The sequence below is a fragment of the Mesorhizobium sp. Cs1321R2N1 genome (assembly GCF_037179725.1).
In the GTDB taxonomy this organism is placed as follows: Bacteria; Pseudomonadota; Alphaproteobacteria; order Rhizobiales; family Rhizobiaceae; genus Mesorhizobium; species Mesorhizobium salmacidum.
Genome location: NZ_JAPYKP010000168.1, coordinates 1 through 11,654, shown reverse-complemented (window position 1 = coordinate 11,654; position 11,654 = coordinate 1). Strand labels below are relative to the sequence as shown.

Here is an 11,654-nt window from a genome sequence, read left to right as displayed (position 1 = left end):
CGGCCGCGAAAGCGGCACGATCGGCGTGGTGCTGACCGGATGGACGCTCAGCATGGTGGCCGGCGTTTCGCTGTCGGCGGTGCTTGCCGATCTCGTGCACTGGCGCGCCGTCTTCGCCGCCGTGGCGCTGCTTGCCACCCTGGCGCTGGGCGGTCTCAGCGCATCGTCGCTCCCGGATGTCAGGAAGACCGGGCCGGCGCCCTCGCCGTTCGAGGCGTTCGGCATTCCCGGCATCGTGCCGCTGCTGGTCGCCTGCGGCGCCTTCATGACCGCCTTCTACGGTGTTTATGGCTATCTCGGCGATCATCTTCACAGCGGACTGGGACAGGCGGTCAGCGCCAACGGTCTGGCGGCCCTCGCCTATGGCGCGGGGTTCGGCACGGCGGCGCTCTTCGACGGCATCATCGATCGCCTTGGCGCGAAGCGCGTCATGCCTTTCGCCTATCTTCTCGTCGCCATGGTCTACGTGGCGGTCGCCGCGACCAGCGACAGCTATGGCCTGACACTCGCCACGGTCGCGGCTTGGGGGCTTGCCAATCATTTCGGCCTGAACGTGCTGGTGATGCGCCTGTCGGCGCTCGATCCGTCACGGCGGGGCACGATCATGGGCCTGAACAGCGCGGTGACCTATCTCGCGGTGTTCGTCGGCACCACCGGCTTCGGGCCGCTCTATTCCGGCTTCGGCTTTGCCACATGCGCGATGGTCGCGGCGGTGCTGATGCTGGTTGCCGCCTCGGCTGCAGCGTGGCGCACCCGGTAGAGCCATCATCGCATTGCTCCAGCCGACAGAACGTGATTGGCCAGCGGCCTGTCGCGCGGTTGACAGCGGCACCCCTGCTCTTCATACAGAGCGCGTTAATGTTCTCAGGGCGGGGTGAAAGTCCCCACCGGCGGTAACGGCTTCGGCCGAAGCCCGCGAGCGCTTTCCGGCATCGGAAAGGTCAGCAGATCCGGTGTGATTCCGGAGCCGACGGTTAGAGTCCGGATGAAAGAGAACGAAACGGAAAACGGACCGCCTCGGCGGGCCGGATTTCGTATCGTGCGTCCTGATTCTGGTTCGAAACGGAAGGATGGACCCATGAATCAGCATTCCCACAAAGACTATGAAACAACCCGCATCGCCGTCATCAGGGCGCGCTGGCATGCCGACATCGTCGACCAGTGCGTGCAAGCCTTCGAGGCGGAGCTGGCCGAGATCGGCGGCGGACGCTTTGCCGTCGACGTCTTCGACGTGCCCGGCGCCTACGAGATTCCGCTGCATGCCAAGACACTTGCCGGGACCGGCCGCTACGCCGCGATCCTCGGCACGGCGTTCGTCGTCAATGGCGGTATCTACCGGCACGACTTCGTCGCCGGTGCAGTCATCGACGGCATGATGAACGTGCAGCTGTCGACCGGCGTGCCGGTGCTTTCGGCGGTGCTCACGCCGCACAATTTTCACGACAGCGCCGAGCATCACCGCTTCTTCTTCGAGCATTTCACGGTCAAGGGCAAAGAGGCGGCCAACGCCTGTGTGCAGATCCTCGCCGCGCGGGAAAAGATCGCGGCCTGAAGCACTGAAGCCGGGTGGAAATCCCGGCAACAGCCATTAGTATCGGATGCATGTCGCCCAAAGACGCGCAGCGGTTTTGGGATAACGACGTGCATAAACAAGACCTGGAAACGCGTTGCGCTAATTCAGCGGGGCGCCTTTTCCAGGAAAATGCCGAGTTCGGGAGGATGCCGGTGCAGACCAAGAAGATCATCAATGACGGCAACCGCGCCGTCGACGAAATGCTCGAAGGGATCCTGGCCGCGCATCCTCGCCATCTCACAAGCGTAGACGGCAGCCCGCGCTCGATCATCGCCCGCGACGGACCACGGCCCGGCAAGGTCGGGCTGGTGATCGGCGGCGGCTCCGGCCACGAGCCGACCTTTCTCGGCTTTGTCGGCAAGGGGCTGGCGGACGCGGCGGCGATCGGCAACGTCTTTGCCTCGCCACCACCGGATCCGATCCTGGAATGCGCCAAGGCGGTCAGCGGCGGTGCCGGCGTCCTGTTCATGTACGGCAACTATGCCGGCGATGTGATGAATTTCGACATGGCGGCCGAGATGGCCGGCATGGACGACATCGAGGTGCGCACGGTGCTCACCACCGACGACGTCGCCTCGGCACCGCTTGACCAGCGGCAGAAGCGCCGTGGTGTCGCCGGCAATTTCTTCATCTTCAAGGCCGCCGGTGCGGCCTGCGACCTCATGCTGTCGCTCGACGAATGCGAACGCATCGCGCGCAAGGCCAACGATCGCACCTTCACCATGGGCGTGGCGCTGTCGCCCTGCTCGCTGCCGCAGACGCGGCGGCCGAATTTCGAGATCGGCGCCGACGAGATGGAGATCGGTATGGGCATCCATGGCGAACCCGGCATCGCGCGTGGCAAGCTCGGAACCGCCGATGAGATCACCGACGAGATGCTCGACAAGATTTTCGCCGAGATGGCGCCGAAGCGGGGCGACAAGGTCGCGGTGCTGGTCAACTCGCTGGGATCGACGCCGCTGATGGAGCTCTACATCATGAACCGCCGGGTCAAGCAGCGGCTCGATGCAATCGGCGTTTCCGTCCACGCGACCTGGGTCGGCAATTATTGCACGTCGCTGGAAATGGCCGGCGCCTCGGTGACGCTTTTCCATCTCGACGAAGAGTTGCAGACGATGCTCGACCATCCCTGCGACTGCGCCATGTTCCGTGCCGGCTGAGAGCGCTCCATGACCATCGCCGCCTCCGACCTGAAAAGAATGTTAGATGCGATCGCGGTGGCGATCGAAGCCGACAGGGACCGGCTTTGCCAGCTCGACGGCGTCATCGGCGACGCCGACCACGGCATTGCGATGGCGCTCGGGTTCAACGCCGTGCGCGATGCGCTGGCATTGGTCGACCTTGCGGCGACCGAGCCGACCACGCTCCTCAACACGGCGGCGAAATCGTTCCTCAATGCCGTCGGCGCGTCCTGCGGTCCACTCTATGCCACCGCCTTCATGCGCGCCGCCGCCGCCGTCAAGGGCAAGGCGACGCTGGCGGACGCCGAGTTCATCGCGCTGCTGCAGGCCATGGCGCAAGGCATCAAGGATCGCGGCAAGGCCGAGATCGGCGAGAAGACAATGGTCGACGCCTGGCAACCGGCGGCGGAAGCGGCCGGCGCCAGCAATGCAGCAGGAAAAGACCTTGCTGAAAGCCTGCAGGCAGCCCTTGCCGCCGCCGAGCGCGGCGCGGAATCGACCAAGGACATGATCGCCGCCAAGGGCCGCTCGTCACGGCTTGGCGAGCGGTCGCTCGGACACATGGACCCGGGCGCGGCCTCGGCCGTCACCGTCATCAGGGCCATGCGCGACAGTCTCTCTTAGCTCTTTGCCGCGTCGAGCCTGTTGATCGCCTGGACGTTGCCGGCCGAGGGCCCCTTCTCGTCGAACTCCGAGGCCAGCCAGGTGTCGACAATGGCCTTGGCCAGTTCCGGACCGATAACACGGGCGCCCATGGTGATGATCTGGGCGTTGTTGGATTTCGCCGCGCGCTCGGCCGAATAGGTGTCGTGGGTAAGTGCCGCGCGGATCCCCGGCACCTTGTTGGCCGAGATCGAGACGCCGATGCCGGTGCCGCAGAACAGGATGCCGCGATCGTTCTCGCCGTCGACGATCGTCTGGGCGAGTTTCTGCGACAGGTCGGCATAGAAGCCGGCCTGGCTGAGGTCGCTGACGGTGAGGCCGGGCTTGGTTGCCAGATGCGCGGCGATGACGTCGAGCAGCGGCTTGCCGGCGCTATCGGCTCCAATGGCTATTTTCATTTTTTGTCCTTTCCAGTTCGATTGATTCAGATCGCGGCCGAGGCGCGGCGCAGGATATCGATATAGCCTTCGGCCTGCCAGGCGGAGCGGCCGATGAACAGGCCATCGATGTTGGGCTGGCCGATCAGTTCCGCGGCATTGCCAGGGTTGACGCTGCCGCCATAGAGCACCGGCGGCGCGGACGGCAGCAGACCGGCGGCGACCTTCTTGATCAGCGCCTGCTGCCTGTCGGCATAGTCGGAACTGGCCGGAATGCCCTTGTCGCCGATCGCCCAGACCGGCTCGTAGGCGAACAGGATTTTTGCTCCCCTCGCCTCGCCTTCGAGAAATTGCAATGCACTCTCGACCTGACTGGTCAGCACCGCATCGGCCTTGCCGCTTTCGCGCTCGGCCAGCGTCTCGCCGACGCAGATCAGCGCTATCAGTCCATGCTTGACCGCTGCCGCCGTCTTCAGCCCGACCGTGCGATCGGTCTCGCCGAAATGTTCGCGCCGTTCGCTATGGCCGAGTTCGACCAGGTCGAGGCCGCAATCGTTCAGCATCACCGGCGAGATCTCGCCGGTCCAGGCACCGGCATCGGCCCAATGCATGTTCTGCGCGCCGACCTTGATGCGTGTCGCCGACAGCGCCTGCCTGACTTCGCGCACCGCCGTGAAGGGCGGAATGACGAAAGGCTGGATGCGATCGTCGAAACCCGGCACGAAGCCGGCCAGCGCCCCGGCAAAATCAAGCGCCTCGGCGAGCGTCTTGTTCATCTTCCAGCTTGTACCGACCCAGTAAACCACGCGGACTCTCCTTGATCCTCAATCCTTGTCGGCGACCACCGTCAGCGAAACCCCGGCCGCATCCAGCCTCGCGCGCATCCCGGGCTCCGGCTCGCGTCCAGTGAAGACGGCATCGAATGCCTTGAGATCGGTCAGGAAATGCAGCGCGCTGCGGCCAAACTTGCCGTGATCGACCAGCAGGTATTTGCGGGTCGCCGCGGCCATCATCAGTCGCTTGGCCTGCACCACTTCCTGGTCCTGATGGAAGGCGGAGGCGCCGTGGATAGCGGATGAGGACAGGAAGGCGACATCGGCGCGCAGCGATCGCAGCGAAGCCTCCGCGAGCAGACCGAAGAAGCCATGGAATTTCTTCGAGTATTGGCCGCCGAGCGCGATCAGGTTGATGCCTCCGGCACCGGCCAGATCCTGGATGGCGGCGAGGTTGTTGGTGATCACCGTCAGCGGCTTGAGATCGGCGAGATGCCGCGCGATACCGCCCGCCGTCGAGCCGTCGTCGATGATGACCGTCTGGCCGGGTTCGATCATGGCCACGGCCGCCGCCGCCAGGCGCTGCTTTTCCCCAGTCGCCTGCTTCTGCCGGTAGCGGAAATCGCTTTCGAAGAGGCTGCTCGGCTGTATCGAGGCGCCGCCGCGCACCTTGCGCAGGAAGCCACTCTCCTCGAGCTCGTCCAAGTCGCGGTGCACGGTCATCCTCGAGACGCCAAAACGCGAGGCGAGGTCGTCGACGCTTGCCGCGCCGGCGTCCACCAGGAAGTCCATGATGCCTTGCCGTCTGTTGTCGCTCTTCATTCTCGCCGACCCGCCAACGCAGAAGCCTGGCTCCTTGATCGAACTCAGATATAACAGACATTGACGCGCACGTATCATAATTTTTGTGATAATGAGATATTCCACTGGGATATTTCGCCGGCTTTTATCGCGCCGCTGTAACAAGAATTGCTGCCGGGACGGTCTGTCACGGTTGCGGTTGCGCGGAATTCCGGCCAGAAGCATCGGTGGGCTGAACGATGCGCGGACAGCCCGCAACCACAGGTTTGAAACCAGATACGGGAGACTAATCGTTGGCTCGCATCACACTGAGACAATTGCTCGATCACGCCGCCGAATACGGCTATGGCGTGCCGGCCTTCAACATGAACAACATGGAACAGGGCCTGGCCATCATGGAGGCCGCGGAGGAGACCAAGTCGCCGGTCATCCTGCAGGCAAGCCGCGGTGCGCGCGCCTATGCCAATGACGTGGTGCTGGCCAAGCTGATCGACGCCCTAGTGGAAATCCATCCCGACATCCCGGTCTGCATGCATCTCGACCACGGCAACAACGAAGCCACCTGCGTCACCGCGATCCAGTACGGCTTCACCTCGGTGATGATGGACGGTTCGCTGAAGGAAGACGGCAAGTCGCCGGCCGACTATGCCTATAATTCCGGTATCACACGGCGTGTGGTCGACATGGCGCATTGGGGCGGCGTGTCGGTGGAAGGCGAGATCGGCGTGCTGGGCTCGCTCGAGAGCGGCGGCGGCGAACAGGAAGACGGCCACGGCGTCGAAGGCGCGATCAGCCACGACCAGCTCTTGACCGATCCGGTGCAGGCCGAGCAGTTCGTGCGCGACACTCATGTCGATGCGCTGGCGGTGGCCATGGGCACCAGCCACGGCGCCTATAAATTCTCGCGCAAGCCCGACGGCGCGGTTCTGGCCATGAACGTCATCGAGGAGATCCACCGCCGGCTGCCGAACATGCACCTGGTCATGCACGGCTCATCCTCGGTGCCGGAGGACCTGCAGGAGATCATCAACAAATATGGCGGCCAGATGAAGCCGACCTGGGGCGTGCCGGTGGAAGAGATCCAGCGCGGCATCAAGCATGGCGTGCGCAAGATCAACATCGACACCGACAACCGCATGGCGTTGACCGGCGCGATCCGCAAGGTGCTGACCGAAAACCCGAGCGAGTTCGATCCGCGCAAATACCTGACGCCGGCGATGGCGGCGATGAGGAAGCTCTGCAAGGAGCGCTTCGAGCAATTCGGCACCGCCGGCAATGCGCCGAAGATCAAGCCGATCCCGCTCTCGGAAATGGCCAAGCGCTACAAGTCGGGCAGCCTCGATCCGAAATTCGCCTGAGTTCGATCCGGTTTGCATTTCATGGACAGGAGCCGCATCGGCTCCTGTCCGATTTCTATCCGGCTTTCGGCAGCAGGCCAGGCCTGCCGGTCTCGATGAAGGGCGCCCAATAGTCGACCGACTCGCGGATCATGGCGACCACCTGATGGTCGACCGGCTCGCGCTCGCGGAACGACAGTTCGAGGCAGATCTCGTTGTCGGAGCCGCCGCCGCGGCGCACCGTCTCCAGCAGCTTCTCAGGCGTGATGCGGCCGTCCTTGTTGTGGGCTGACGTGAACGGCCAGTGGCCGCCCTTGTTCATCGACGACTGCTTGACGTGGATGATCGGTGACTTCAGAGGAAAGGCCTCGGCCCAGGCATAGGGATCGATGTCGGCCGGGTTGGAGGAGGTCACGTCGCCATGGTCGATGTCGACCATCATCTCCAGTGGAATGGCCATGCCGGCGGCATCGATCGCATCCTGCAGCATCCGGCAATTCTCGATCGTGTGGCCGAACTCGCGGCCAACCGACATCGGCTCCCAGAACAGGTAGGTCAGGCCTGCCGCCCGGGCGTGTTCGGCGACCTCGCGCCAGCAGTCCAGCGCGATGTCGAACAGACGCGCGCGGCGGGCGGCGTCGTCGAAGTCGCGATGCGTGAAAATGGCGAACTGCGTGCCCATGCCGCCGGCGCCAAGCTCGGCCGAGATATCGGCGAAGGTCTTGAACCAGTCGACATAGTAGCGACGCACATCGGCATCGGGATGGCCGAAATGGTTGAGCCGGCCGTAGGGACCAGTCATGCCGGAGGTGACGCGCACGCCGGTGCGGCTCAAGGCGTTGCGGAACATGCGGACGAATTTGACGATCGTCGCCGCCGGCCAGCCCGGATTGACGAATTCGTGCGTGAGTTGAACGTCCCTGATGCCGATGCCATAGGCGATGGTGTCGATCAGATCGTCGGGCTCCGCGAAGCGGTTGACCAGCGGATTGGTGTTGAGGGAGAGCGTGAAGGCCAAGGTCGCGATCCCTTCAACGCCGTCGCCGAATAGGGGCAGTGAGCGCCATCAGCCTGCCCTCGCCTGCCGGGTCGCGCACCAATGCTCGAAGGCCGACTTCTCCTCGGCGGACAGATGCAGGCCATGCTTGGTGCGCCGTTCGAGAATGTCGGCCGCGTCTTCCGCCCATTCCCGTTCAATGAGGTAGTTCGCCTCGCGCTCGAAGAAATCCCTGCCGAAGCACCGCCCCAGTGCGGCGAGCGAACGGGCGCCGCCGACCACGGACCGCGTCCTGGTGCCATAGAGCCGGCCGTAATGCTTGAGCAGGGATGCCGGCATCCATGGATACTCATTCGCGAGGTCGCCGAGGAACTGTTCGAAATCGGCATTGGCGATGTCGCCGCCTGGCAGATGCGCTTTCGCGGTCCACGCTTTGCCCATCTTCGGAAAGAACGGCGCGATCCTGTCCAGCGCGTGCTCGGCCAGTTTGCGGAAGGTGGTGATCTTGCCGCCGAAGACGGAGAGCAGCGGCGCCTGCGCGTCCGGCGCGTCGAGTTCGAAAATATAGTCGCGGGTCACCGCACTGGGATTGTCGGCGTTGTCGTCATAGAGCGGCCTGACGCCGGAGAAGGAATAGACCACATCGTTGCGCGCAAGGCCGCGCTTGAAATAGCGGTTGACCACTTTGATGAGGTAATCGATCTCGCTCTCATCCGCGGTCACATCCTCCGGCCGGCCTTCGTAGGGAATGTCGGTGGTTCCGATCAGCGCGAGATCGTTCTGGTAGGGATTGATGAAGATGACGCGCTTGTCGCTGTTCTGGACGAGATAGGCTTGCCTTCCCTCCCAGAATTTGGGCACCACGATATGGCTGCCCTTGACGAGGCGGACATTGCGCCTGGAATTCTGGCCGGCAACGCGATTGACGATGTCGTTGACCCAGGGACCGGCGGCATTGATCAGCGCGCGGGCCCACACACTGGTCTTGATGCCGGTCCTGACGTCACGCATCTCGACGACCCAGAGGCCGCCCTCTCGGCGGGCGGCGGTGCAGGCGGTGCGGGTGAAGACCTTCGCTCCCCGTTCGGCGGCGTCGAGCGCATTGATGACGACGAGGCGGGCATCGTCGACCCAGCAATCGGAATATTCGAAGCCGCGCTTGAAACTGTCCTTGATCGGCGCTCCCTCGGGCGCGGTGCGCAGGTCAAGCGTCCGGGTGGCCGGCAGCCGCTTGCGACCGCCGAGATGGTCGTAGAGGAACAGGCCGAGCCGCACCAGCCATGCCGGCCGGTCGTCAGGGCTGTGCGGCAGCACGAAGCGCATCGGCCAGATGATGTGCGGCGCCGATTCCAGCAGCACCTCGCGCTCGATCAGCGCCTCGCGCACTAGGCGGAATTCGTAATACTCGAGGTAGCGCAGACCGCCATGGACGAGCTTGCCCGAGCGCGAACTGGTGCCTTCGGCGAGATCGTCCTTTTCGCACAGGATGACGGAAAGCCCGCGGCCGGCGGCGTCGCGCGCGATGCCGGCGCCGTTGACGCCGCCGCCGATGACGAAGAGGTCGACGATGTCAGGGCCGACGCTCATCTTGCCGTCGCCCCGCTGCCGGATTTTCGCATCATGGCCATCGCTCTCAGCACGGATTGACCGGAGGCAGGCCGGCCAGATAACGACGGACCTCCTCGGCGGCCTGCTCGGCGGCATAGGTCACGGTGCGCACCGAGGCGCCGGCGATATGCGGCGTCAGCGTCACATTGGGAAGCTGCAGCAGCGGCCAGTCCGAGGGCACCGGCTCGACCGCGAAGGTCTCCAGCATCGCGCTGGCGATCTGCCCCGAAACCAGCGCTTCGTAAAGCGCGTCATAGTCGACCAATGGGCCACGCGCCGTGTTGACGAAGATCACCCCCGGCTTCATCCGCGCGATGGTGTCCTTGCCGATCAGGCCGCGTGTTTCCCCGGTCACCCGCGAATGCAGCGTGACCACATCGGAGCGCGACAGGAGATCGTCGAGCGCAACCAGTTCGACGCCGGCGTTGCGGTCCTCGGCGCTCAACTTCACATAGGGATCGCTAACCAGGACATGGCAGCCGAAGGCACGCAGCAGACGCACCACTTTCGTGCCGATATTGCCATAGCCGACGACGCCGACGGTCATTTCACCGAGTTCGCGGCCGGTGCGGTCGGCGCGGTAGAGATCGCCGCGCCATTCCCCCTTGCGCAGGGCCTCGTGGCCGACCCGGATCAGCCGCGTCTCGGCAAGGATGGCGCCGATGGTGAACTCGGCCACGGCAGTGGCGTTGCGACCGGGCACATTGACCACGGTGATGCCGTGCGTCTTGGCGGCGGCCATGTCGATGTTGATCGGTCCGCCGCGCGACACCGCGACCAGTTTGAGCGATGGCAGGCGCCGCATCATGCCTTCCGACAGGGGCGCAAGCTGGGTGACGAGGATTTCGGCGTCGCCGATGAAGTCGACGACCTCGTCGGGATGGCCGAAATATTCCTTGACCTTGTCGAGGCCTAGCGCCGGATTGCCGAACTCCATCGGCTCGTCGGGCCAGGCCGTCTGCAAGGTCCTGATGTCGAGGTCGCCACTGACAACCTTCTCGATTTTGGCGCGAAACACCTCCGGCAGCATGAAGTTGTCGCCAATGATCGCTATTTTCCTGGGCATACTCGACTTCTCAATTTTCCTGCGATGTCGCCATGGCACGCCAGACCGGCCGCAAGGCCCGATGCGCCAGCATGTAGGAGGGGGCCATCCGGTCGTAGATCGCGGCGAGGTCCGGGTCGCTCGGTTCGGCCTCGCCGAGCAACGGCGTCACCCATTCGCCGACGCATTCGTCCATGGAGGCGTATTGGCCGACGCAGACCGCGGCGATCATCGCCGCACCGGCGGCGCCGGCCTCCTCGCGCGCGCTGGTGCGCGTGTCGGCGCCGATGGCCGCACCCAGTATCTTGCGCAGCGCCGGGCTTCTGGCGCCGCCGCCGGTCAGGCGGATTTCGCGTGGCAGCGGGCCCATGGCGGCGTAGCAGTCGCGCGCCGCGAAGGCCAAGCCTTCGAAGACGGCGCGCACCAGATCGGCGTAGCCGTGGCGCGACGAAATGCCGACGAAGCCCGCCCTGGCATTGGCATCGACGAACGGTCCGCGCTCACCCGCTTCAGACACGTAGGGCTGATAGAGCAGCGAGGCCGGCTGCGAGGCCGCGATCCAGGCATCGACCAGCGCGATCATCTCGCCATTGCTGCGGGTTATGCCCTGCGAGGCGAGAATGCCCGAGGCAAGGCCAAGCACCCAGTCGATGTTGAGCGTCGCCGCCATGTTGGACTGCATCTGCGCGAAGACGCCAGGCGCCGGCATCGCCATCGTATAACCGGTCGCCGCTTCGTTCAGCTGCACATCGTCGGGCGTCTCGGCCAGCCGCATGTGCATGCCGGTGGAGCCGATGATCGAGCAGCCGGGCTTGCGCTCGCGGTCGAGGAGGCCGGCGCCGAGCGCGGTGCAGACGACATCGACATAGCCAAGCACGACGGGTGTGCCGGCAAGCATGCCGGTGATGGCGGCAGCCGTCGGCGACAGCCCGGTGCTGTGCCTCGTGCCGTCGACAATCGGCGGCAGCAGGTGCCTGAGATCGGCGACGCCGAGGACGTCGAGCACGTCGCCGCTATAGTCGCGGGTGCGGAAGTCGCCGAACGTGAAGGTCCCTTCGGACGGATCGGTGGCGCGTTCGCCGGTGAGCTTGAAATAGAGCCAGTCCTTGCAGTGGAACGCGGTGGCAGCCTTGCCGAGCATTTCGGGCATGGTGCGCTTCATGAAGACAAACTGCGAGCCCTGCTGACAGGCGGCAAGCCCGCTGCCGGTCTTTTCGAAGCGCAGCCTGTCGTCGGGCCGCGCGCGGATTTCCTCGACGACGCCGGCGGCGCGCGCGTCGAGCCAAAGCCAGCCCTTGG

Annotated in this window: 12 protein-coding genes and 1 riboswitch; of the genes, 5 read left to right on the top strand and 7 right to left on the bottom strand. The window is 64.7% G+C overall.

Annotation, left to right across the window (positions count from 1 at the left end; genetic code table 11):
- The 4 genes from O7A61_RS28125 to dhaL form a co-directional block, all read left to right on the top strand.
- Window positions 1-760, top strand: a 760-nt coding sequence (locus tag O7A61_RS28125) for an MFS transporter (protein ID WP_337132546.1), incomplete at its 5' end; no start/stop codon positions are given.
- Window positions 761-856: 96 nt separating this feature from the next.
- A riboswitch (FMN riboswitch) is annotated at window positions 857-1,001 on the top strand.
- A gap of 77 nt (window positions 1,002-1,078) precedes the next feature.
- Window positions 1,079-1,552 (top strand): 6,7-dimethyl-8-ribityllumazine synthase, encoded by a 474-nt coding sequence (locus O7A61_RS28120; protein WP_337132545.1) that lies wholly within the window; start codon window positions 1,079-1,081, stop codon window positions 1,550-1,552.
- A 173-nt stretch (window positions 1,553-1,725) separates the two neighbouring features.
- On the top strand, window positions 1,726-2,733 hold the full coding sequence (locus O7A61_RS28115; protein ID WP_337132543.1) for a dihydroxyacetone kinase subunit DhaK: 1,008 nt from the start codon (window positions 1,726-1,728) through the stop codon (window positions 2,731-2,733).
- Window positions 2,734-2,742: 9 nt separating this feature from the next.
- The gene (dhaL, locus tag O7A61_RS28110; RefSeq protein ID WP_337132542.1) at window positions 2,743-3,378 is read left to right on the top strand and encodes a dihydroxyacetone kinase subunit DhaL; all 636 of its coding nucleotides are present in this window, start codon (window positions 2,743-2,745) and stop codon (window positions 3,376-3,378) included.
- On the opposite strand, the gene derI is transcribed toward dhaL, so the two are convergent.
- The 3 genes from derI to O7A61_RS28095 are packed head-to-tail and all read right to left on the bottom strand — an operon-like array spanning window position 3,375 to window position 5,389.
- Window positions 3,375-3,815, bottom strand: coding sequence for a D-erythrulose-4-phosphate isomerase (derI, locus tag O7A61_RS28105; protein WP_337132541.1), 441 nt, complete (start codon window positions 3,813-3,815; stop codon window positions 3,375-3,377). The genes dhaL and derI overlap by 4 nt on opposite strands.
- A 26-nt stretch (window positions 3,816-3,841) precedes the next feature.
- Window positions 3,842-4,600: a triose-phosphate isomerase gene (locus O7A61_RS28100; protein ID WP_337132540.1), complete on the bottom strand. Its 759-nt coding sequence runs from the start codon at window positions 4,598-4,600 to the stop codon at window positions 3,842-3,844.
- Between the two features lie 18 nt (window positions 4,601-4,618).
- The gene (locus tag O7A61_RS28095; protein ID WP_337132539.1) at window positions 4,619-5,389 is read right to left on the bottom strand and encodes a DeoR/GlpR family DNA-binding transcription regulator; all 771 of its coding nucleotides are present in this window, start codon (window positions 5,387-5,389) and stop codon (window positions 4,619-4,621) included.
- Window positions 5,390-5,661: 272 nt separating this feature from the next.
- Between O7A61_RS28095 and fba the strand changes: the two genes are divergently transcribed.
- A complete protein-coding gene (gene fba / locus O7A61_RS28090; protein ID WP_337132538.1) occupies window positions 5,662-6,726 on the top strand; it encodes a class II fructose-bisphosphate aldolase in 1,065 nt (354 codons plus the stop codon).
- Between the two features lie 55 nt (window positions 6,727-6,781).
- On the opposite strand, the gene O7A61_RS28085 is transcribed toward fba, so the two are convergent.
- The 4 genes from O7A61_RS28085 to O7A61_RS28070 form a co-directional block, all read right to left on the bottom strand.
- Window positions 6,782-7,723 carry a sugar phosphate isomerase/epimerase family protein gene (locus O7A61_RS28085; protein WP_337132537.1) on the bottom strand — a complete coding sequence of 314 codons (942 nt, stop codon included), beginning with the start codon at window positions 7,721-7,723 and terminating at the stop codon, window positions 6,782-6,784.
- Between the two features lie 48 nt (window positions 7,724-7,771).
- Window positions 7,772-9,289 (bottom strand): glycerol-3-phosphate dehydrogenase, encoded by a 1,518-nt coding sequence (locus O7A61_RS28080; protein ID WP_337132536.1) that lies wholly within the window; start codon window positions 9,287-9,289, stop codon window positions 7,772-7,774.
- 46 nt (window positions 9,290-9,335) lie between these two features.
- The gene (locus O7A61_RS28075; RefSeq protein ID WP_337132535.1) at window positions 9,336-10,376 is read right to left on the bottom strand and encodes a 2-hydroxyacid dehydrogenase; all 1,041 of its coding nucleotides are present in this window, start codon (window positions 10,374-10,376) and stop codon (window positions 9,336-9,338) included.
- Between the two features lie 10 nt (window positions 10,377-10,386).
- Window positions 10,387-11,654 (bottom strand): FGGY-family carbohydrate kinase (locus O7A61_RS28070; protein ID WP_337132534.1); only part of this gene is annotated, 1,268 nt, incomplete at its 5' end.